Origin of the sequence: Duganella rivi (assembly GCF_009857435.1) — a bacterium.
Taxonomy (GTDB): domain Bacteria; phylum Pseudomonadota; class Gammaproteobacteria; order Burkholderiales; family Burkholderiaceae_D; genus Rugamonas; species Rugamonas rivi.
This window is the reverse complement of the sequence record NZ_WWCK01000004.1, coordinates 1-21,218: the sequence shown is the minus strand read 5'-3', so window position 1 is coordinate 21,218 and position 21,218 is coordinate 1. Positions and strand designations below refer to the sequence as shown.

At 64.5% G+C, this 21,218-nt stretch carries 18 protein-coding genes; 2 read left to right on the top strand and 16 right to left on the bottom strand.

Features of this window, described 5'->3' with window-relative positions; genetic code table 11:
* Positions 1–75: 75 nt before the first annotated feature.
* The 3 genes from GTP45_RS12550 to GTP45_RS12540 all read right to left on the bottom strand — a co-directional run bounded on the left by GTP45_RS12550 (position 76) and on the right by GTP45_RS12540 (position 2,271).
* Positions 76–711, bottom strand: a complete 636-nt coding sequence (locus tag GTP45_RS12550; RefSeq protein ID WP_161014238.1) for a response regulator — start codon at positions 709–711, stop codon at positions 76–78.
* A gap of 91 nt (positions 712–802) precedes the next feature.
* Positions 803–1,282, bottom strand: coding sequence for a nuclear transport factor 2 family protein (locus GTP45_RS12545; RefSeq protein WP_161014237.1), 480 nt, complete (start codon positions 1,280–1,282; stop codon positions 803–805).
* 14 nt (positions 1,283–1,296) lie between these two features.
* A complete protein-coding gene (locus GTP45_RS12540) occupies positions 1,297–2,271 on the bottom strand; it encodes an alpha/beta fold hydrolase (protein WP_371874447.1) in 975 nt (324 codons plus the stop codon).
* 168 nt (positions 2,272–2,439) lie between these two features.
* On the opposite strand from GTP45_RS12540, the gene GTP45_RS12535 reads away from it, so the two are divergent.
* Positions 2,440–4,032, top strand: a complete 1,593-nt coding sequence (locus GTP45_RS12535; RefSeq protein ID WP_161014236.1) for a ligand-binding sensor domain-containing protein — start codon at positions 2,440–2,442, stop codon at positions 4,030–4,032.
* Complete coding sequence (locus GTP45_RS12530) at positions 4,022–5,431, top strand: ATP-binding protein (protein ID WP_229258486.1); 1,410 nt, start codon at positions 4,022–4,024, stop codon at positions 5,429–5,431. Before GTP45_RS12535 ends, GTP45_RS12530 begins: the two co-directional genes overlap by 11 nt.
* A gap of 9 nt (positions 5,432–5,440) precedes the next feature.
* On the opposite strand, the gene GTP45_RS12525 is transcribed toward GTP45_RS12530, so the two are convergent.
* From GTP45_RS12525 to GTP45_RS12465, 13 genes are all read right to left on the bottom strand, one after another.
* Positions 5,441–6,367 (bottom strand): diguanylate cyclase domain-containing protein, encoded by a 927-nt coding sequence (locus GTP45_RS12525; RefSeq protein ID WP_161014234.1) that lies wholly within the window; start codon positions 6,365–6,367, stop codon positions 5,441–5,443.
* The gene (locus tag GTP45_RS12520) at positions 6,364–10,518 is read right to left on the bottom strand and encodes a response regulator (RefSeq protein ID WP_161014233.1); all 4,155 of its coding nucleotides are present in this window, start codon (positions 10,516–10,518) and stop codon (positions 6,364–6,366) included. The genes GTP45_RS12525 and GTP45_RS12520 overlap by 4 nt, the downstream gene beginning before the upstream one ends.
* 68 nt (positions 10,519–10,586) lie before the next feature.
* Positions 10,587–11,654, bottom strand: a complete 1,068-nt coding sequence (locus tag GTP45_RS12515; RefSeq protein WP_161014232.1) for a phosphotransferase — start codon at positions 11,652–11,654, stop codon at positions 10,587–10,589.
* A gap of 68 nt (positions 11,655–11,722) precedes the next feature.
* Positions 11,723–12,286: a prepilin-type N-terminal cleavage/methylation domain-containing protein gene (locus tag GTP45_RS12510; RefSeq protein WP_161014231.1), complete on the bottom strand. Its 564-nt coding sequence runs from the start codon at positions 12,284–12,286 to the stop codon at positions 11,723–11,725.
* 41 nt (positions 12,287–12,327) lie between these two features.
* The gene (locus GTP45_RS12505; protein ID WP_161014230.1) at positions 12,328–13,032 is read right to left on the bottom strand and encodes a hypothetical protein; all 705 of its coding nucleotides are present in this window, start codon (positions 13,030–13,032) and stop codon (positions 12,328–12,330) included.
* 12 nt (positions 13,033–13,044) lie between these two features.
* Entirely contained in the window at positions 13,045–13,812 is a 768-nt protein-coding gene (locus GTP45_RS12500) for an ABC transporter permease (protein ID WP_161014229.1), read from the bottom strand.
* The gene (locus GTP45_RS12495; RefSeq protein WP_161014228.1) at positions 13,809–14,522 is read right to left on the bottom strand and encodes a prepilin-type N-terminal cleavage/methylation domain-containing protein; all 714 of its coding nucleotides are present in this window, start codon (positions 14,520–14,522) and stop codon (positions 13,809–13,811) included. Before GTP45_RS12495 ends, GTP45_RS12500 begins: the two co-directional genes overlap by 4 nt.
* The gene (locus GTP45_RS12490) at positions 14,512–15,165 is read right to left on the bottom strand and encodes a hypothetical protein (protein WP_161014227.1); all 654 of its coding nucleotides are present in this window, start codon (positions 15,163–15,165) and stop codon (positions 14,512–14,514) included. The genes GTP45_RS12495 and GTP45_RS12490 overlap by 11 nt, the downstream gene beginning before the upstream one ends.
* Positions 15,162–15,848 carry a hypothetical protein gene (locus GTP45_RS12485; protein WP_161014226.1) on the bottom strand — a complete coding sequence of 229 codons (687 nt, stop codon included), beginning with the start codon at positions 15,846–15,848 and terminating at the stop codon, positions 15,162–15,164. Before GTP45_RS12485 ends, GTP45_RS12490 begins: the two co-directional genes overlap by 4 nt.
* Positions 15,845–17,416, bottom strand: a complete 1,572-nt coding sequence (locus GTP45_RS12480; protein ID WP_161014225.1) for a hypothetical protein — start codon at positions 17,414–17,416, stop codon at positions 15,845–15,847. The genes GTP45_RS12485 and GTP45_RS12480 overlap by 4 nt, the downstream gene beginning before the upstream one ends.
* Positions 17,417–17,423: 7 nt before the next feature.
* The gene (locus GTP45_RS12475) at positions 17,424–18,626 is read right to left on the bottom strand and encodes a type II secretion system F family protein (RefSeq protein WP_161014224.1); all 1,203 of its coding nucleotides are present in this window, start codon (positions 18,624–18,626) and stop codon (positions 17,424–17,426) included.
* On the bottom strand, positions 18,626–20,329 hold the full coding sequence (locus GTP45_RS12470; protein WP_161014223.1) for a GspE/PulE family protein: 1,704 nt from the start codon (positions 20,327–20,329) through the stop codon (positions 18,626–18,628). Before GTP45_RS12470 ends, GTP45_RS12475 begins: the two co-directional genes overlap by 1 nt.
* Positions 20,330–20,332: 3 nt before the next feature.
* The coding region (locus tag GTP45_RS12465) for a tetratricopeptide repeat protein (protein ID WP_161014222.1) at positions 20,333–21,218 on the bottom strand (886 nt) is incomplete at its 5' end.

Sequence of the window (21,218 nt, the reverse complement as noted above, 5' to 3'; positions counted from 1 at the left end):
TCGCTGCAGCGCGGCCCGCGGCGAATATGGCGCCGCGTTTTCCCCCTTAACGGGGGGAGCCGCAACAGTGAAGGATCAGAGGCTGAGGATGCCCCGTTCCAGCCCGATCATCACCGCGTGCGCGCGGTCGCGCGCCTGCAGCTTCAGCAGGATGCTGCTGACGTAGCCTTTGACGGTTTCGGGGGAGAGGCTCAAAGCCTCGGCGATCAAGGCATTGGTGTTGCCGCGCGCGACCAGCTTGAGTACATCGATTTCGCGCCCGGTGATGGCATTGCCGCCGCGGGTCGCCACCAGGGCATGCACCAGCGATGGCGGAATGCAGTGCTTGCCAGCGTGGACGCTGCGCACCGTTTCGATCAGCGTCTTGCGCACCGCGCTCTTGAACAGATAACCGACCGCACCGACTTTGATGGCGCGCGCGGCGTTGAGATCGCCTTCCAGCGTGGTCAGCACCACCAGCCGGGCGGCAGGGAATTCGGCGCGGATTGCGACGATCAGGTCGATCCCGCTCATGTCGGGCATTTGCAGATCGACCAAGGTGACCGCAGGGCGCGTTTCACGGTACAAGGCGAGCGCCTCCGCGCCGTTGGCAGCCTGGCCGACCAGATACAGATCCGGTTCGTTGGCGATGACGCTGGCGACGCCCTGCTGGAACAGGGGATGGTCATCCACTGTCAGGACGGTGATCGGTAACGGCTGGTAAGCGCTCATGCGGGTGGGGAAAAGTCTGACGTAATATCAGACTACACCAGCCACCGCATGAGCTCAATCCCTCAATAGTCCTAGGATCAAAGGCCCGGTATCAAAGGCCCAGTTCGGTCAGGCCGGGATGGTCGTCGGGACGGCGGCCCAGCGGCCAGCGGAACTTCCGGTCAGTCTCGGCGATCGGCAAGTCGTTGATGCAGGCAAAACGCCGCTGCATCAAGCCATGCTCGTCGAACTCCCAGTTCTCGTTGCCATACGAGCGGAACCAGTTGCCCGAGTCATCGTGCCACTCGTAGGCATAGCGAACCGCGATGCGGTTGTCGCCAAATGCCCACAACTCCTTGATCAGGCGGTAGTCCTGCTCCTTGGCCCATTTACGCGTCAGCAACTGTACGATCTCTGGACGGCCGGTGGCGAACTCGGCGCGGTTGCGCCAACGGCTGTCCGTTGTGTACGCGAGGCTGACTTTCTCGGCATTGCGCGTGTTCCAGCCATCCTCGGCCAGGCGTACTTTCTCGATTGCGGACTCGCGGCTAAACGGCGGCAGCGGCGGGCGGGTTTCAGTGGTGGCTGTCATGCTGGCTCCCGGATTCACGGCTTGAGGGTGCGGCCGAGGAAGTTGCGCATCAGCGCGCCAATTGCGGCGCTATCTTCTTCCAATGCGAAGTGGCCGGTATCGAGCAGGTGCAGTTCCGCCTTCGGCAGGTCGCGCAGGTACGGATGGGCGCCGGCTGCCGGGAAGATCTTGTCGTTCTTGCCCCAGGCGATCAGCATAGGCGGCTGGTGTTTGCGGAAGTAAGCCTGCCATTCTGGATAGTGGCCGGGATTGGTGCCGTAGCTGTAGAACATTTCGATCTGGATATCTTTGTTGCCGGGACGATCCAGGTAGGCTTGATCCACGGTATACGCGTCGGGGCTGATGCGCGTTACGTCGCGTACGCCCTCGGTGTACTGCCACTTGGTGCCGCCGATTTCCAGCAGCGGGCGCAGCTTGTCTGCATTGGCGGCCGTCTTGTCGGCCCAGTAGGTTTTGACCGGCGCCCAGAACTCGTTGTCGAGGCCTTCGTTGTAGGCATTACCGTTTTGCACTACGATCGCGGTAACGCGCTCAGGGTGGGCGGCGGCCAGACGGTAGCCGATAGGCGCACCGTAATCCTGGACATACAGCGCATAGCGCGACAGGCCGACGGTCTGGGTGAACTTGTCGATCACCTTGGCCAGATTGTCGAAGCTATAGGTGAATTTATCCATCGGCGGCATATCGCTCTGGCCGTAGCCTGGATAGTCGGGCGCAATCACGTGATAGCGGTCGGCCAGCAGCGGAATCAGGTTGCGGAACATTTGCGACGAGGTCGGGAAGCCATGTAGCAGCAGCAGGGTAGGGGCGTTCTTCGGCCCGGCCTCGCGGTAGAAGATCTTCACGCCATCGACTTGCGCAGTGCGATAGCTGACACTGGCGGTGCTGGCGACATTGCTGGCCGCTGGTGCGGCGTGGGCCGCGGCGTGGACAAACATGGCCAGGCTAAGCGTGGCCACGGTCTGGCCAAGAATGCGGGAAATGTTCACGGTGACATCCTTTATTAAAGTAATACGCGGTTTAAGGTGTCTTCATTGTAGAAAGTCGGCCGTGGCGCGTGAATGACGTCCAGTGAAATTGTAAATTGTAGCTAGCGTAATGATGTCCCCACCGCCCCTAGGCATAATGCTGGGTATTAACCCACCCTGACGATAACCATGAAAAAAATCCTGGCAGTGGCAGTAATGGCCTGGCTGGTATTGAGCGGCGCCCCGCGCGCCATCGCCGAGCCGGCCAAAAATCAAGCCCCGGCGCCGATTGAATTGCAGCACACCGCATGGACCGCCCGCGATGGCGTGCCGCCCAACATCCGCAGCATCGAACAGACTGCTGACGGCTGGCTGTGGCTGGGGGCCGAAGACGGCCTCTATCGCTTTGACGGCGCCAAATTCGAGCTGTACCAGCCGCGCTCGGGCAGCCTGTTCAGCGGCGGCGTCCTGGCCATGGGGCGTCTGTCCGACGGCCGCTTGTGGATGTCGTCGAACGGCGCCGACCTGGCGCTATTGCAGGATGGCGTGGCCACCAGCTACCAGGAGGCCGACGGCCTGCCGCATGCGGCGATCTACAAGGTGGTGCAGGAAGCCAACGGGCGCTTATGGCTTGCCACCTCGACCGGTATCCACCAGCTTGAACCGGGCGCCAAGCGCTGGCACGACGCCAATGCGGCGCTCGGCCTGCCTGCCAAATTCCTGGTGCTCGATTTGATGCAAGACCGGCGCGGTACTTTCTGGCTGCTGAGCACTGCCGGCCTGTTCTCGCGCCCGGCAGGCGCCACGGCGTTTACCAAGGTGGCGGAACGGAACGTTTCCGGCCGGCTGGCGGAAACAGCGGACGGCCGGGTATGGGCATCCGAGCCCGGCGGCCGCGGCGTGCACCTGTTGTACACACCACCCGGCATCAAGGCCGTGTTGCCGGATCTGCGGAATGCCAACAGCATCAGGTTCTTGTTCGATCAGGCGGGCAATTTGTGGTGGTCTGGCGGCGAGGGCGTGCGCCAGATGATGTTTGACGGCGGCAATACCATCGTGCGCGAGCTCAACGTCCACCAGGGGCTGTCGGGGGCATCGGCGGAAGCGCTGTTCCAGGACCGTGAAGGCAATATCTGGATCGCCACCCCCGAAGGACTGGATCAGTTCCGTCCCCGCCGCGTGCAGGCCTTGCAGTTGGCGCCGATTATGTCCTTTGGCGCACCGTTGCTGGCCGGTAGCCATGGCGATGTCTGGATCGACCAGTATTACTATCCCGCGCTAGGCGCCGAGCCCGTGCAATATGGCCCTGGCGGCGGTGATGCCACGCTGGTGACGGTGCTATATCGCGATCCGCGCGGCCAGCTATGGAGCGGGGCGCGCGATGGCCTGTGGCAGGTTAACGGCAGCCAGCGCGTGCACGTTCCGCCGCCAGGCAGCCTGGGCAAACGCCGGTTTATTGCCATTCTCGATATGGTCATGGATGCCGATGGCGGCCTGTGGGTATCGTTTGCCGGCAGTGGCGTGTTCCGGCTCAAGGATGGCGCCTGGACTGCGCTGGGCGGCATGCCGGAACTGGACCGGGCGGTGGTGGTGAGCATGACGGCCGACACGGGCGGCCGCCTCTGGTTCGGCGCGATTGACAATGCGGTGTTCAAGCTGGAGCGCGGCAAGGCCATCAAGCTGGGCGCCAAAGAAGGGCTGAAGCTGGGCGAGATCGACGCCATCACACCGTATCGCAATGGCGTGCTGGTAGGGGGGGCAACCTGGCTTGATGTGGTTTGACGGCAAGGTGTTCCGGCCGCTGAAGGGCGCCGGCGAGGCCCGCTTTTCCGGTGTCAAAGGCATACTGGTGGCGCCCGACGGCCGTGTCTGGATCAATTCTTCGCAAGGCCTGCAAGCCATCGATGCCAGCGAAATGGCGCGCGCGATGCAGCAGCCTGACTATGCGGTGCGGGTCTTGCAATTCAACTTCAATGATGGCATACGCGGCATCGCGGCGAGCGAGTCATCGACGCCGCGGCTGACACGGCTCAGCACCGGCGAGCTGCTGTTTGCGACCATCAGCGGCGTTTACCGGCTCGACCCGGAGCGCTATCGCACCAATCCGTCGCCGCCACCGGTGTATATCACCGGGGTCTGGTCAGACAAGACGGCGCAACCATTGTCGCCATCGCAGCTGGAAGCGCAACTGCCGTCATCGCCCGAGAGCGTGCGCATCGATTACACCGCGCTGAGCCTGACCTTGCCGCAGCGGGTGCAGTTCCGCTACATGCTGGAAGGCGTGGATACGCAATGGCAGGAGGCCGGCAACCGCCGCTCGGCGTATTACACCACGCTGGCGCCGGGCAGTTACCGCTTCCGCGTCATGGCCGCCAACGAAGATGGCGTCTGGAATACCAATGGCGCCAGCGTGATGCTGGTGGTGCCGCCGACGCTGGTGCAAACGGTGTGGTTCAAGCTGCTGTGTGCGCTAATGGCGGCGCTGCTGGCGTGGTGTGTCCACCGCCTGCGGCTGCGCGAAGCGCTGCGCCGCATGCAGCGCAGCTTCGATGTGCGGATGGCCGAGCGCGAGCGCATCGCCCGCACCCTGCATGACACTTATTTGCAAAGCGTGCAGGCGCTGATACTGCGCTTCCACAGCATCAAGGCCAAGCTGCCGAAAAGCGATGAGATCCAGCAGCAGATCGACGCCGCCCTCGATGCCGCCGAAGCAGTGGCCGAGGAGGGCCGCGACCAGTTGATGGAACTGCGCGTCAACCACGTCTGCCAGGGCGATCTGGCGCCGGCGCTGGCAGCCGCGTGCAGCGCGGCCTGCAGCCAGCAAGGCGTGGCGTTCTCGTTACACGAGCAGGGCGCGCGGCGGCCATTGAAGGCCGGGATCAAGGACGAGCTGTTTGCCATCGCCCGCGAGGCCGTGGCAAACGCGCTACACCATTCCGGTAGCCCGCAGGTGCGGCTGCAACTGGTCTACGGCGCCACCAGCTTTAGCCTGGAAGTCCGCGACCAGGGCAAGGGCTTTGAGGACGAGGTGCTGCAGTTGGGCAAGCGCGAACGTCATTGGGGACTGACCGGCATGCGCGAGCGGGCCGCGCGCATAGGCGCCACCCTGGCGATCCACAGCACGCCCGGCACTGGCTGCGCCATCGAGCTTGTGCTGCGTGCCAAACTGGCGTATTTGTAGGCTGGCGATCTAGCTGTCGAGGCTCAGGCAGTAGCGGTTGCGGCCGGTTTGTTTGGCGCGGTAGAGGTTGGCGTCGGCGGTGCGGATCAGGGCGCTCGGGTCGGTGCTGTCGGATGGCGGCAGCCCGGTTGCCAGACCCATGCTCAGCGTCACTTGCGGCGCGCTCGGCGAGGTCGCATGCGGGACGGCCAGCCTGCCCACTTCTTCCAGGATGCGGTTGGCCACCACCTCGGCGCCATCGGCGCCTTCCTGCGGCAGCAGCAGGATAAATTCTTCGCCGCCGTAGCGCGCCAGCAGGTCCTGCGGGCGGGTGGCGCAGCGCTTCATGGCCGCGCTCACTTGCTGCAGGCAGGCGTCGCCGGCCTGGTGGCCGTAGTGGTCGTTGTACAGCTTGAAGTGGTCGATGTCGATCATGATCACCGACAGCGGCAGGCCGGCACGCGCGCAGCGGCGCCATTCGGCGTCGATGGTGTCATTGAAGTTGCGGCGGTTGGCAACGCCGGTCAGGCCGTCGGTCATGCTCAGTTCACGCATCAGGTCGGCCTGGCGCTTGATGGTCAGCTGGCTGCGCACGCGCGCCCGCACCACTGCCACGTTGAACGGCTTGCTGATGAAATCGACCGCACCGCCGTCCAGCGCCCGCGTTTCGTCTTCGGGCTGGCTCAGGGCGGTCACGAAAATCACTGGGATATCTTGCAGGCGCGGCGAGCTGCGCAAGGCCGCCACCACCGCGTAACCGTCCATGCCCGGCATGACGGCGTCCAGCAGGATCAAGTCCGGCTGCTGGTCGCGGGCGATTTGCAGCGCTTGCTCGCCGTCCAGCGCGAACAGCACCTCGTGCTCCTCGCGCAGCGCATGGTGCAGGATCTGGATATTCTCCATGGCGTCGTCCACCACCAAGATGCGTCCATTGCGGGCCAAATCGGTCCAGCTCATGCACTTTCCTTTCGCTGCAACATTTCTTCCACCATCTGGTACGCGGCCTTGAAGTTGAGGGTCTCGACTGCTTCGCCCAAGGCCTGCGCCTGCCCGGCCGACGCCAGTGCAGGGCGCAAGGCCCGGTAATGTTCTAATGCTTTCAGATTGTTATTCTGAAGCAAACCTTGTAACTGCGCCAGTTTTTGCTCCAGGTCCGGTGTGGCGGTGTGGCTTGTCGGTGCGTCTTGCGCCGGCGCGACCAGGCCGCGGGCGGTGCGGGTGACCAGTTCCAGCGCCTGTTCCAGCCGGCTCAGGGCGGTTGGCATGGCCAGCGTGTCGGCGGTATTTTCGTGCAGGACGGTCTCGGCAGCGGCAGTCAGGCGGGCGACGTCGGTGGCGCCCAGGTTGGCCGCCACCCCGCGCAGGCGGTGCAGCACTTGCGCCGCTTGCTGGCGCTGGCCGGCCGCCAGCAGGGTGCGCACCTCGGCCACGGCGCCGCCTTGCGATTGCTCGAAGCGCTTGAGCAGCGAGGTCAGGGCGTCGTGATTGCCGCCCAGCCGCGCCAGCGCGGCTTCCACGTCGATGCCCGGCAGCGGCGACAGCGGCGGCATCAGCGTGGCGGGCGGCACGGCCGGCGGCGCTTTGGCCGGCACCGGCGCCACCATGTCGCGGCTGGCATCGCGGATGGTGACCAGCCGGGTTAGTACCGAGATCAGTTCTTCCACATCGATCGGCTTGGCGACGTGGGCGTTCATGCCGGCCTCGGCGGCGCGGCGGCGGTCGTCCTCCAGCACGTTGGCGGTCATGGCGATGATCGGCAAGGTCAGCAAGCCCAGGCGGCGGATCTCGCGGGTGGCGTCGTAGCCGTTCATAATCGGCATTTGCACGTCCATCAGCACCACGTCGTAGCGCTCGGCTGCGGCGGCCAGCAATTCCACCGCCAGCTGGCCGTTGGCAGCCACTTCCACCGTGGCGCCCGCGTGCAGCAGCATGTATTGCGCGACCTCCTGGTTGATTTCGTTGTCTTCCACCAGCAGGATGCGCATGCCGTTCAAGCGGCCTTGCAGCGGCGTGTGTTCCAGCTGGCTGAGGATGCCGCTGGTGGCTTGGTCGCCGGCCAGCAGCGCGCTGACTCGCTCCAGCAGCCGCGCCGGGCTGACCGGCTTGGCCAGCACACCGGCCAGGCCCAGCGCGGCAGATTGCTGCACCAGCGTGGCCGCGCTGTGCTCGGAAGTCAGCATCAGCACCGGCGGCAGCGCCAGGCCATCCGGCAGCTGTTGCAGCATGGTCGGGCCATCGATGCCGGGCATGTCGCGATCCAGCATCAGCAAGTCATAAGGACGGCCGGCGCGGGCCCGTTCCTGCAGCAAGGACAGCGCTTGCTGGGCGCCGGCGGCGCAGGCCGTGTGCCAGCCGAAGCTTTGCCCTGCTGCGTGCAGCGCATTGCGCACGCTGGGGTTGTCGTCGACGATCAGCACCGACAGTGATTTGACGGCCGGCGCCGGCGTTGGCGCGGCCAGCGGCGCGGTGCATTCCAGCGGGCAGGCGAACAGGAACTCGGCGCCGCGTCCCAGCTCGCTGCTGACGCTGATCGCGCCGCCCATCATGTCGGCCAGCTGGCGGCAGATGGCGAGGCCGAGCCCGGCGCCGCCAAACTTGCGGCTGGTGCTGCTGTCGGCCTGCGAGAAGGCGTCGAAAATGCCGGCCTGTTGCTCTGGCGCGATGCCGATGCCGGTATCGCGCACGCGGAATTCCACCAGCATGGCGCGGTCGCCCGGCTTGACAGAGCCGGGCGCCGGCCGCGCCGACAGCACCACCTCGCCGTGCTCGGTAAATTTAATGGCGTTGCTGACCAGGTTGAGCAGCACCTGCTGCAAGCGCATCGGGTCGCCCGCCAGCTCGGTCGGGATGGCTGGATCGATGTCGTACACCAGCTCCACGCCTTTCTCGGCGGCGCTGCCGCTCAGCATGACGCTGATGCTGTCCAGGATGTGCTGCAGGTGGAAGTTGGCATGTTCCAGCACCAGCTGGCCGGCCTCCACGCGCGAGAAGTCGAGCACGTCGTTCACCAGGCTCAGTAGCGACTGGGTGGCAAACTGGATCTTGTGCAGGTAGCCGCGTTCACGCGGCGCCAGCGGTGCTTCTTCCAGCAGGCGCGCCAGGCCGATGATGGCGTTCATCGGCGTGCGGATCTCGTGGCTCATATTGGCCAGGAACTCGCTCTTGGCGCGGCTGGCGGCTTCGGCGCGGTCGCGCGCCAGAATCAATTCCTCGTTCACTTCCTGCAAGTGCAATTCGGCTTCCTTCAATTCGGTGACATCGGAGACTAGCATAAAGAAACCTTTTACGGCACCTGTATCGTCGACATCGGGGATGTAATTGACCCAGATGTGGCTGGTTTCGCCAGACGGCCACTGCAGCTTGCCGGCAAAGCCTTGCGCCTCACCCGCCAACGCCGCTTGGATGTAGGGCCCGCGCTCGTCGCACTGCTGCTGGCCGACCACGTCCGGCATGTAGGCGCCGATGATCTGTTCCTGGCTGACGCCATGCCAGTCGAGGAAGAAGCGATTGCCAAAGCGGCAGCGCAGCGCGGCGTCCCAATAGGCCACCTTGCCGGGCAGGTTGTCGGTCACGGCGCGCACGAAGTGCTCGCTGGCGGTAAGGCGTTCGGCGGTGGCGCGCAGTTCGGCCTCCACGCGCTTGTGTTCGGTCACGTCCAGCAGCAGGCCGGTAATGCCGGTGATCTTGCCGTCAACGCCGAACTGCGGATAGTAGCTGACCACCCAGTGGCGCAGTTCTTCCGGCGAGGAGGCCGGGTGGCCGGCGCGCTCGATGCCGGTCAGCGGCTTGCCGCTTTCCAGCACGATGCGGTAATCCTCCAGCACGGCGTTGCGCACGGCGTCGTCCGGGATCATGTCGCCGATGTGGCGGCCCAGGTGGGCCACCACTTTTTGCTGGTTCAGCGCGGCGAGGTAGTCGTTGATGCGCAGCACGCGCAACTCGGCGTCCACGTAGCTGAGGCCGACCGGCGCGGTGGCGTACAGGGTTTCCAGCTGGCTGCGGTTTTTTTCCAGTTGGCTGGTGCGCTCGGCCACCAGGCTTTCCAGTTCCTGGCTGTGGCGGTGCAGGTCGCCTTCAAGTGCGTGCAGTGCGTGCGCCAGCATGTCGGCTTCGGCGAAGGTGGTTTCCGGCATGGCAAACGGCTTGCCGCTGGCCAGCGCCTGCGCCGGCCCGACCAGTTCGCGCACCGAGCGGGCAATGCGCCCGCCGACCGACCACGCCAGCGAGAAGCCGGCCGCCAGCACCGCCAGCATGGTCAGCGAGATCGGCGCGACCGCTTGCAGCAACTGCTCGGTGGCGCGCGATTGCGGCGTCGAGATCGCCACCACCGCGCCGTTGACCGGCGCGCGGCTCAGGCCCATGTAGACCGGCGTGCCGGCGGCGTCGTCGGTTTGCAGCAACACCTCATGTTTTTTATTGAGCTGTTCGCGCAGCGCCGGATCGGCCGCGTGGCCGAGCAGCAGGCGCGGGCCGCCGGCCTGGGCGATGATATTACCATCGGGGTCGAACAAGGTCATCGCCTGATCGGCCGTGATGTGTTCGTCCTTGAGAATGCGCGCCAGCCGGTCTGGCTTGAGCAGGGCGGTGATGGCGTAAGCGACCCGGCTTTCAAGGAAAACCGGCACGTCGATCGTTAGCAGCGCGCTGCCTTCCACTACCACCACCGACATCTGCGGCCGGCCATGGCCGAACAGCGCCGTCAAGCGGCGCGCGTTGTTGGCCTGGTTGAGGGTGTCCGGCAGCGGCGCGCCGACATTCAGCACGGCTTTGCCGCCGGCATCGCTGACGATGAACTGGGACGCTGGAAACTGCGGGCTAAGCAAGGCACCGGCTTGCAGACGCAACGCGTTGAAGTCGCCGGAACGCAGGCTGGGCGAGGACGCCAGCGCGATGATCGCGCCTTCGCTTTGCACCAGGTCGCGGTCGATTGCCGCGGCGACGGCGCGCGCGGCTTGCTGCGTATCGGTCTTAAGGGTTTCGCGTTCGTTGCTGTAGAACTGGGCGACCAGGGCGCCGAAGCCGATCACCGTCGGCAGTGCGCACGCCAAGACCAGCAGCGCAATCTGCGAGCGGATGGATGGCAGTTGTTTGCGTTTTTCTTCTGGCACGCGGCTGGCCTCGGTAGGGTGCTGGCACGATAGTAGCCGAGGCCGCCGTTTTCATAAAGGGCTTTTACTTAGATTGCCTTGCCCTGTGCATAGGCCCAGCCCAGTTCCGCCATCGGCCGCGCCATCTGGCCCGATTCCAGCGCCTGCGCACTGGCGGCGGTGCCGTCGACGTAGCGCTTCATGATGCCTTGCATGATGCTCGCAAGGCGGAACATATTGAACGCCAGGTAGAAGTTGAAGTCGGACAGCTGGATGGTCTTGCCGGTGCGCTCGGCGTAGCGGGCGATGTATTCCTGCTGCGATGGAATGCCCAGCGCCGCCAGATCCAGGCCGGCAATGCCGCGGAATTTTCCCGGCTCGATGTGCCAGCTCATGCAGTGGTACGAGAAGTCGGCAAACGGATGGCCCAGCGTCGATAGTTCCCAGTCCAGCACCGCGAGGATGCGCGGCTCGGTCGGGTGGAACAGCAGGTTATCAAGGCGGAAGTCGCCGTGCACGATGGCGGTGTCCTCGCCGGCCGGGATGTTGGCCGGCAGCCAGGCGATCAGCTGATCCATGGCCGCTATGGTTTCGGTTTGCGAGGCCAGGTATTGCTTGGCCCAGCGCTCGATCTGGCGCGCGAAGTAGTTGCCCGGCTTGCCGTAATCGGACAGGCCGATGGCGTTGTAGTCCACCGTATGCAGCTGCGCGATCACGCGGTTCATTTCGTCGTAGATGGCGGCGCGCTCGGCGGGCGTCATGCCGGGCAGGGCTTGGTCCCACAGCACCCGGCCTTCGACGAATTCCATAACGTAGAAGGCGCGCCCGATCACCGCCTCATCGGTGCACAGCGCGTATTGGCGGGCGGCCGGGAAGCCGTGCTTTTGCAGCGCGTCCATCACGCGGTACTCGCGTTCGATGGCGTGGGCGGAGGGCAGCAGCTTGGCGGCCGGCGCGGGCTTGGTGCGCAGGACATAGTGCTGTCCCGCGATGCTGAGTTTGAAGGTGGGATTTGACTGGCCGCCCTTGAACTGCTCGACCGCCAGTTCGCCTTGCGGGTAGCCTTCCACGTGCTGGCGCAGGTAGGCGTCCAGCGCGGCCACGTCGAACTGGTGGCGCGCCGATACGGCCTTGGTGCCGATGAATTCTTCAAACATAGCTGTCTCCTGCTTATTGTTGGTGACAGCTATTCTAAACCAATAAAAGTACGGGCGTGCTTTTAATTTTAGAAGAACAGGGCGGTGCGCTGGACGATGCTGCCGTTGTTGGTGTAAGGGCTGGTGGCGCGCACCGAGCCGGTGTTGTATTTGCCGTCATCGAGCTTGCTGTCGACTTGTTCGGCGAACGAATCCGGCAGGTTGTCGAGGCGCACGCCGTTGCCGCCGCGGCCGGCCACCACGTCGTTGTAGATGTAGACGGCGCCGCCCTGGGCGCTGGTCATGAAGTCGGTGGTGCCGTTGAACGAGCCAGTGATGAAGCCGGCCAGCGCGAGGTGCTGCGGCGCCAGCAGGTACTCGCCGATCTGGCCGTCGCCGTTGCCGTTGCCGGTGGCGCCGGGCGCATGGGTGGTGCCTTGCACGTCGTCGCCGGGCAGGGCGCGGAATTTGTCCTGGTAGGCGTTGACGGCGGCGGTCAGCGAGGTCGATTGCTGGATAATGTTTTTAACGCGGGCGCTGTCGATCAGCCCTTGGCCTTTCAGCACGCCGCCCAGCAGCAGGCCAATGATGACTAGCACGATGGCGATTTCAACCAGGGTAAAGCCGCGTTGGCGTGCAGTGATGGGGCGCATAGGAGTCCTTTCGTTGTTATCTGGGTAGTATAGCAAGCGGCCTAGGGCTTGTGGTTGGCATTCAACTGATCTAGCCGGTCGGACAGGAATTGCAGTTCGTGCGGATCGGTGATTTGGCCGCTGCGCAGCAGGCCGCCGATCAGGGCGCGGGCGGCGTCGCGCTCGTTCATGTCTTCGGCGATGAAGATTTCCAGTTCGCGCGCCCATGGCGGCACGCTGGCTGCGGTGGCGTGCAGGCGGATGGCTGCGGCGTAGCGGCGCGCCAGCGGCAGGTCGTGCAGGCGGTGACGCGCCACCAGCGCCGCGTGGGCCAGCCATGGCCAGCGGCGGTTGGGATCTTCCTGGAAGCGGCTGTAGACTAAGTCCAGCATTATCCGTGCGCGTGCTGAATCGGTGACTGCGCCGTAGACTTCGCTGGCGGCCAGCAGCGGGTATTGGCTGCGCGGGTCGAGATCGAGCACGCGTTGCAGCCAGGTGGCGATTTTGGTGTAGTCCATGTCGCGCCATGCGATGCTGACGCCAGCTTGTTCGTCGAAGCCTTGGACGTACAGCATGGTGGCCTTGGACAGTGCGACCGGGTCGCCCAGCGCGGCCAGTTGGAGCGCAGCCAATGATGGCGCCGGCGGCAAGTCCTGCGCGCGCGCGCGCGGCGGCGGGCGGCCGGCTTGCCAGCCGATTTGCACCGCCAGCGCAAGCAACACGGCCAGCAGCACGGAGCGCGGGGCGGAGCGGGTAGCTGGTTGCATGTGCGGCCCCTCTTAGATGGCCTTGCGATGCAGGTCGAACAGCGCGGCGGCGGTCATCAGTGCGACGTAGATTGCGGTTTGCGCGGCGATGGCCGCTAGTTCTGCGGCGCTACCGCTGTGGTAGACCAGCCAATCGCTGCGCGTGAATTGATCCAGGTGCGGCAGCAGCAGCGCCAAGCCGTCGATGCCGGTGTTGAGCGCTTGCTGGCTGGCGCTTTGCACGCTGCCCGCACCATGGCCTAGCAACTGCAGGGCCGCGATCACGCGCGCCAGCAGGTAGAACGAGAACGCAGCGGCCAATGCCGGCAGCACTTGGCTCAAGGTCAGCATGCACAACACGCTGAACGCCGCCACGATCCAGCATTCGCACAACAGCGAGAACGCCCACAACGCCGCTTGTGCGGGCGGCGCAAAGAATAATCCTAGCGCGCCAAACAAGGCGGCAGGCAGCACCGCCAGCGCAGCAAAGCCGGCCAGCTTGCCGAACAAGTAGACCGCGCGCGGTATCGGCAACGCCATCAGCAATTCCAATCCCTTGTCATTGGCTTCGCGCGCCATGCTGGTGACCACGAAGGTGGCGATCAGGAACACCGCCGCCAGCCGTAGCACCGCGCCTAGCAAGGCGGCCTGCAATTCGCGGCTCTCGGTCAGCGCCAGCTCGTTGAGGAAGCCGCTGACCGCCACCGCGCCTGCCGCCATCACCAGCAAGAGCCACAGCAAGCGATTGCGTAAAGCTTCCAGCAGCGTGTAGCGGGCGATCGTGAGCGCTGGCGAGATCATGGCAAGCGCTGTGCCGCCACCATGCGGTTGTACAGGATGTTCGGCGAGATCCACAGCACCAGGTCATCGAAGGCGCCGCCGGACGCGCGCGCGTCGTCGCTCGGATCGCGCGCAATCAGCGCGGTGCCGGAGCTTTGCAGATTGGTTTTCTCATCGAGATTGCCGGAACCTGCATCGGCCACGATGGTGTTTTGATCGCTGGTCGCGCCGTAGCCATTGCGGCCGAACGAAATCAGCGCGGCGGGAATGTCGTTGACGGCGGTCGCCGCCACCAGTTGGCCGTTGCGGTTGCGGGTGGCGATGGTGATGTCGCGCGCGGTCTTCAGTGTGAACGGCGCGCCGGAATCGGCAAACTCCGGCGTTACGGTGTAGCCCATCAAGCGGTTCCAGCCATCGAGCCGGTTCACGCCGAGCGTGGCCCATGGCAGGAAGCCGTAGCGCTTGTTGCAGACATTGCTGGTGCGGTCTTCCAGGCCGTTGGTGGCGGAGATGGCGGGGCAGGGCAGGTAGCCGTTGCGCAGGGCGAAACCGAACAGGGCTTCGCGTGCTTCGTTCATCACGCGCTGGGTATCGCTGACGCGGCGCTGCTCCATCTGCGACGACAGCGGCGCAATCAGGCCGCCGATCATCAAGCCGACGATCAGCAGCACGATGGCGATTTCCACCAACGTGAAGCCGGCCTCGCGGCGGTGCAGGGTCTTACTGTTCATTGACATCCTTGATGCGGCTTTCATTCAGGTCGTAGCGCTGGCCGGCCTTGAGCGTGATCTTGCGGCCGGAGGGCAGAGTCACTGTGACGTCGGGCGAGCCTGCGTCTTTGCGCGACAGCTTGTTTTGCAGGCCTGGTTGCGGCACGCCGTTGAGCCAGACCACGGTGCGGTTATCGCTGCTTCGCAGGACGCCGGTCATGGTCAGCAACGACGCGCCGGCTGGCGTTGGCCCCGCGCCGGCAGTAGCCGGGCCGCCAGCGGACGCGCCGGGCGGAACACCAGCTTGGCCGCCAGCCGGGCCAGCAGGCAGCGCAGCGGCGGGGGCGGAGGCCGATGGGCCGATTGCACCGGAGATGGGGCCAGCACCGCCGCCCGAGGCCGAGGTGTAAATCTGCACGCCGCTCGGTATGCCGGAGGCGGATGCCGCTGGCGGCGGGCCGCCCGGCAAACCCGCCGCCGGTGCGGTACCTTGCGAGTTAGGCAACAAGGCCGCCGAGCCGCCGCGCGTGGCTTCCATCTGCGCGCGTTCAGCGGGCGTGGCGAACAAGCGGCCCAGTGTAACCTGCGCGTGCGCCGGCGATGCGGGCAGCATTGCCGCCAGCATCGCTAGCATTACCGGCATTGAGCATACGCTGCGCATCATGATTTGCCTTTCGGCGAGGCGACCGTCAGTGACGGCGCTTTCGGTGCGGTGTTCAGCGTGATCCAGTTCAGCGTGCAGTCCGCGCCCAGGCTAGAAGCTCCCGGCGTACCCGCCACCACGCCTAGCCGCTTGATCGAACAATCCTGGACTGCAAAGTAGCTACTGTCGCGCAGCGCCTGGAAGAAGTTGAACAGATCCAGTTCATGCAGCAGCTCCATGTGCAAATGCATGCGGCTGCCGCGCAACTGAAACTCGCCCAGATCGAGCGGCCCTTCCAGCTGTACCACCACCTGCGGCTCAATCTCATAACTGAGCGGCGGCAGTTTGAGTTGCTCCTGCGTTTGGCGTATCGCATCCAGCCACTCCAGCCGGCGTTCGTCGCCGATCAAACCGCGCTGGCGCAGTTCCACAAAGCGATGCTGGAAATTACGGATGTCGCGCTTCTCGTTATCGACCTGCGCGTAGCGCGAATACGCCGCATCGCGCAGGCGCTGCGAATGTTCGGCCAGATCGCTGGCATCCTGCCGTTTGTAATCGCTGAGCAGCACACCAGCCACCGATACGATCACCGCTGCGCACAGCGTCAGCAGCGCGGTGCGGATCAGCGCAAACTCCGCAATCCAATACGGCAGCGCTACCGTGTCTGCCGGTTTCTTTTTGGCTGTGATGGGATTAGGGCTCATGGCTTCCACACCAGGTTCAAGGTGAATTTGGCGCGCCCGGAAGCCGCAGCCTGCGGCCCCGACTTACCTGCCAGCTTCACGGACGACCGCGTATCTACCGGCGGCTTATCGATTTCCACGCTGATGCGCGGATGCTTGGCCAGCGCTTGCGCGAACTGGTTCATGCTATCGACCGCACCGCGATAGTCATCCTGCTCGCCGATGATCTCCGCCTCCAGCAACAGCGCTTGCGGCGCGCGGTTCGGAATGCCCGCCGCCAGCGACGAAATCGGTGCCGCCTGCGTTTCATCCTGCCCCGGTTGCGGCGCATTGGCGGCGGGCAGCGTGAGCTTCCAATCCATTTGCAGCAAGCGGATATTCGGCGAGGTCTCCAAGGCCTGGCTGATGACGGTCGCCATGCCCAGCGGCGTGGCCGACTGCGTGGCCAGCATGCGCTCGACGTTGACTGCCGCCCGCATATTGGCGGTGGAGGTGACGCGCGGCGGCATCTCGGCCATCACGTCGCGGTAGCGCTTATCGAATTGCGCGGCTTCAGCGCGCAAATGATCGCTGTCGATGTCGGCGCTGATTTGCTGCCACAGGTTGTAGCCGGTCCAGCCGGCGCAGAACACGGTCAGCACCGCGCTGGTGGCGTACATCCACACGCGCGCTTTCCACAGCTTGTAGTAGCGCTGCCATGCGCCGAGCGTGTAGTGGGTCTTTGGATCGCGCTGCGCGAGGAAGGCCAGCAGCATCGGCTCGGCCATGTGTTCAGCCACTTCGGCCACTTTGCCTTCGCCGAGTTTGAGTCCGGCGCGCGCGGCCACCGACTCCAGCGTCACAAAACGGAACTCGGTTTCCGGGCCGTCCTTGCACTGTTCATCGAGCGCGCCGCTGTCCTCAGCCGCCGTCACCACCACCGTTTGCAGCGCAATGCCGCGTCCCAGCAAGCGCTGGCTGGTCAGGAACTGCTGGGTCTTGGCGGTTTCCGTGCCGATGTTGACCGGATTGCCGTCGCGGTCTATCGCCGGTGTCAAACGCGAGAACTTCACCATGCCTTGCTGGAAGTAGCTCTGGCGCCAGCCGGCCGATTGCTGCGTCACCAGCAGCAGGTGCTCGTCGCGCAGTTTCAGCTTGTGCGCCAAGTCCTCGCTCAGCAGCGTGGTCGAATACACGCCGGCCAGCGGCATGTGCAGCTGTTCGAGCGCTTCCACCCACGGCTGCACCGACGATGGATTGGTCAGCGCCGACAGCAGCACGATGTCGTCGCGGCGGCCGTTGGTCTCGCGGCCCTGAATTTCGTGATGGCGGAACGGCGTCTCGCGGTATTGCTGCTGCAAGCGGCGTTGCAGCAGCTTGCTGGCGGCCACGCCGCTCACGTGCGGCATGGTCACGCGCTGGAAGTCTTCCTCGATCAAGTCCGCGAGGATGTACGCCGACGAGGCCCGGTGGCTGTCGACGTAGTCCATGAAATCGTCGATGCCGGCGCGGTTGTTGGCGAAGACGGTGCCGCCGGTCAGCCGGCCGCCTTGCCACAGGTAGGCGCAAAGCTGGTCGCTGGTGAGGTAGAAGAGATGTTTGCTGAACACGATGGCCTCAAGTCCTGATCTTGCTGATCGTGTCGTAGATCGGCCCCATCACCGACAGCATGATCCAGCCCACCATCACGCCCAGCACCACGGTGATGGCTGGTTCGATCATGGACTGGACTTTCTCGATCGACTCTTTCACTTCGCGGTTGTAGAAATAGCTGACGTTATGCAGCGCGCCATCGAGCGCACCGGTGGCTTCGCCGACCTTGAGCATGCGGATCACCAACGGCGGGAAGATGCCGGTGTTGGCGAAAGCGGCGGTGATGCCTTGTCCTTCCGAGATTTGCTGCGCCGCGCGGCGCAAGCCTGCCGCCACCACGCGGTTGCCGACGATGCCTTCGGACAGGCGGATGCATTCCAGGATGGTGATGCCGGAGGCGTACATCATCGCAAAGAAGGTGGCAAAGCGGGCCAGGATAATCTTGTGCAGCACCGGGCCGACCAGCCAGATGCGCAGCTTGAAACCGTCGGCCGTGTAGCGCGCCTGCTCGCTGTTGGCCAGCCAGGCGCGCAGGCCGAAGAAGGCCACCACCGGCAAGGCCAGCATGATATACCAGTAATCGATGAAGATGTTGGAGACGAAGATCAGCGCCTTGGTGTGCAGCGGCAGCGTGTTGCCCATGTTCTTGACGAAGGACGTCAGCTGCGGCACCAGGTAGATCATCAGGAAGAACATCACGCCGGTGACGAACAGGCCGACGGCGGCCGGGTACATCACGATCTTCTTGGTTTGCGAGGCCAGTTCGTCCTGCCACTTCAAGGTCTCGGACAGGTTTTTAAAGACCTCGGTCAGCTTGCCGCTTTGCTCGCCGGCGGTAATCAGGCTGGTGAAAGTAATGTCGAACACTTCCGGGTAGGCCGCCATCGATGCCGACAGCTGCTTGCCGCCCTCGATATTTTCAATCAGGCCGGTAATCATTTCGCGGAAGCGCGGGTGGTCGATGCTGTCGCGCAGGTCGTTCAAGCCGTCGAGGATGGAGACGCCGGCGCCGGTCATCTGCTCCATGTGGAAGCAGAAGTTGATCAAGTCCTTGCGGGTGATGACGCGCTTTAGCGCGATGACCTTGTTGCGCGAAACGCGGCAATCGATCAAGTCCAGGCCCATGCGATGCAGGCGCAGCTCCAGATCCGGCTCGTTGGCGGCGTCCATATTGCCCGGCTGGATAGCGCCGGCTGCATCCATCGCGCGGTAGAGATATTGCGGCATCAGCTCAGCCTTTCGGTGAGATCCACCACGCGGCCGACTTCTTCCAGCGTGGTCACGCCTTCCAGCACGCGGCGCAAGCCGTCGTCGATCAGGCTATGGAAACCGCCTTCGGCTGCGGCTTTTTTCAATTCGCGCGAAGAGGCGCGGCGCGCCACCAGTTCATCCAGCGCAGGCGTCATTTTCAGCAGTTCGATAATCGCGATGCGGCCCTTGTAGCCCTGGTGCGAGCATTTGTCGCAGCCGACCGGGCGATACAGGGTTTGCGGGCCGCTGTCGTCGGGGATGGCCAGCAGGCGGCGTTCGATGTCGTCGGCGACGTGGGCTTCGCGGCAGTGGGTGCACAGTTTGCGCACCAGGCGCTGGGCGACGATGCCGATGATGTTGCCAGCCATGATATCGGGCAGCACGCCGATATCGAGCAGGCGCGGGATCGAGCCGATGGCCGAATTGGTGTGCAGCGTTGAATACACCTGATGGCCGGTCATGGCGGCGGCAAAGGCCATTTCGGCGGTTTCCTTGTCGCGGATTTCGCCGACCAGAATCACGTCCGGGTCTTGCCGCATCATCGAGCGGATGCCTTCCGCAAACCCCATCTTGGCCGATTCGTTGACCGAGGTTTGGCGGATCATATTCATCGGGTATTCGACCGGGTCTTCCAGCGTCATGATGTTGACGCTCTCGGTGTTGATGTGGTTCAGGATCGAATACAGGGTGGTGGTTTTACCGGAGCCGGTAGGGCCGGTCACCAGGATCACGCCGTCGGGACGGGCGATCATCAGTTTCAGCAAACTCAGTTCTTCTTCGGCGAGGCCCAAGCCGTCCAGCGGCACAATGCCTTTCTGGCGATCCAGCACGCGCAGCACGAAGTTTTCGCCGTGCGTGGTCGGCTGAGCTGAGGCGCGGAAGTCGATCTGGCGGCCGGAGAATTTGATCGAGATGCGGCCGTCCTGCGGCGCGCGCGTCTCGGCGATATTCATGGTCGACATCACCTTCAGGCGCACTGCCATCGCCGGCCAATAGGATTTATGCAGGCTGCGGATCTGGCGCAGGATGCCGTCGATGCGGTAGCGGATGCGCAGGAACGATTGCTCCGGCTCGAAGTGCAAGTCGGAGGCGCCGTTCTGCACCGCGTCGGCCAGAATCGCGTCGATCAGCCGCACCATCGGCTGGCTGTATTCGTCGGAGGTGGTGCCCAGGCTGGCGTAATTGACTTCGCCGGTTTCGATCTCGTGCAGGATGCCGTCGATCGACAGCTCAAAGCCGTAGTACTGGTCGATGGCGCGCTGGATGTCGGACTCGTTGACCAGCAGCGGCGTAATCGTGATGCCTTTGACCAGCATGGCGCTGATCTGGTCCAGCGCGACGATGTTGCTGGTGTCGGACATCGCCAGAATCAGGTTGTCGGTGGCGCGCTCGTACACAATCGGGAACACGCGATAGCGCTTGGCCACATCCTTTGGAATCAGCTTCAATGCAATGGCGTCAACAACAAGGCTGTTGAGATCAGCGCTTTGGGTGTTGAGGTTTTCCGACAGCGCTTCGCGCACCGTGGCCTCGGTCACGAAGCCCAGTGTAATCAGCAGTTTCCCGAGTGGCTCATTGCTGCTTTTTTGCTCGATCAGTGCGATGCGCAGCTGGTCTTCGCTGATGATACCTTTTTGAATCAGCAGTTTGCCGAGTGGGAGTTTGGGTTGTTCTGCCATGTGTTAGCGTGCGGCGGTGTTCAGTTCATGCATGCGCTTGCGCAGCGCGTTGCGGTCGAAGCCGACGGCCCTGTCCTGCGCCAGCGCCAGCGCGCGCTGGTAGTAGGTGAGCGCCAGTTTGGGCTGGTTCAAACGGTCGAGGCCAACGGCGAGGTTGAAGGCGTAGTCGGCATTTTCCGGCGCCGCACCGGCGGCGCGGAAGTAGGCTTGCTGCGCGTCCGGCCAGCGGCCTTGTTGGGCGTACAGGTTGCCGAGGGCGAACAGCACCGGCGCCGCTTCGGGATTGGTGGCGAGGATGGCTTTCAGGCGCGCTTCGCTGAGGCTGATGTCGCCTTGGCGCAGGCCGATCAGGCCGGCGGTGGCGGCGCCGTCGTTGGGCGACAGTTCCAGCAGGCGCAGGTAGTAGGCGGCGGCTTTGTCTTTCTGGTTCTGGCGCGCGGCCACGGTGGCGGCGCCGAGCAGGGCGTCGCGGTTGTTCGGGTCTTGGCTGAGCGCGTCGTTGTATTGCTGCTGGGCGGCGTCCAGGTCGCCGCTGTTGAAGGCGGTGTAGGCGTTGTCCAGTGCTGGGGCGATTGGCGATGGCTGGATGGTGCGGGCCACGCGGATTTCGCTGTTGTCCGGTGCGGCCAGCGGCGGCAATTGTTCGGCGCGCGGGGCGGCTGCGGCTGCGGTGGCGGCCTGGATGGCGACCCGGGCGGCGGCCAATTCTGCTTCGGTTTGGGCTACGCGTTTTTCCAGCGCTTGCTGGGCGGCGCGGTTGCCGCCGGTTGGAGCCAGCATCGGGTCGTCAAGGTCGGCCGGCGGCGCGGCTTGCGCGGCGCCGGGGCCGAGGGCGGCGACGACCACCTGGGCAGGCGTGGCGCCGGTTGCGCCGGGTGGCGGCATTGGC

What these genes read in the sequence shown, in the direction of transcription:
- GTP45_RS12515 (WP_161014232.1), bottom strand. Translation starts at nt 11,654, where the DNA reads ATGTTTGAAGAATTCATCGGCACCAAGGCCGTATCGGCGCGCCACCAG.
- GTP45_RS12530 (WP_229258486.1), top strand. Translation starts at nt 4,022, where the DNA reads ATGTGGTTTGACGGCAAGGTGTTCCGGCCGCTGAAGGGCGCCGGCGAG.
- GTP45_RS12535 (WP_161014236.1), top strand. Translation starts at nt 2,440, where the DNA reads ATGAAAAAAATCCTGGCAGTGGCAGTAATGGCCTGGCTGGTATTGAGC.
- GTP45_RS12495 (WP_161014228.1), bottom strand. Translation starts at nt 14,522, where the DNA reads ATGAACAGTAAGACCCTGCACCGCCGCGAGGCCGGCTTCACGTTGGTG.
- GTP45_RS12485 (WP_161014226.1), bottom strand. Translation starts at nt 15,848, where the DNA reads ATGAGCCCTAATCCCATCACAGCCAAAAAGAAACCGGCAGACACGGTA.
- GTP45_RS12500 (WP_161014229.1), bottom strand. Translation starts at nt 13,812, where the DNA reads ATGATCTCGCCAGCGCTCACGATCGCCCGCTACACGCTGCTGGAAGCT.
- GTP45_RS12545 (WP_161014237.1), bottom strand. Translation starts at nt 1,282, where the DNA reads ATGACAGCCACCACTGAAACCCGCCCGCCGCTGCCGCCGTTTAGCCGC.
- GTP45_RS12550 (WP_161014238.1), bottom strand. Translation starts at nt 711, where the DNA reads ATGAGCGCTTACCAGCCGTTACCGATCACCGTCCTGACAGTGGATGAC.
- GTP45_RS12490 (WP_161014227.1), bottom strand. Translation starts at nt 15,165, where the DNA reads ATGATGCGCAGCGTATGCTCAATGCCGGTAATGCTAGCGATGCTGGCG.
- GTP45_RS12510 (WP_161014231.1), bottom strand. Translation starts at nt 12,286, where the DNA reads ATGCGCCCCATCACTGCACGCCAACGCGGCTTTACCCTGGTTGAAATC.
- GTP45_RS12470 (WP_161014223.1), bottom strand. Translation starts at nt 20,329, where the DNA reads ATGGCAGAACAACCCAAACTCCCACTCGGCAAACTGCTGATTCAAAAA.
- GTP45_RS12525 (WP_161014234.1), bottom strand. Translation starts at nt 6,367, where the DNA reads ATGAGCTGGACCGATTTGGCCCGCAATGGACGCATCTTGGTGGTGGAC.
- GTP45_RS12475 (WP_161014224.1), bottom strand. Translation starts at nt 18,626, where the DNA reads ATGCCGCAATATCTCTACCGCGCGATGGATGCAGCCGGCGCTATCCAG.
- GTP45_RS12505 (WP_161014230.1), bottom strand. Translation starts at nt 13,032, where the DNA reads ATGCAACCAGCTACCCGCTCCGCCCCGCGCTCCGTGCTGCTGGCCGTG.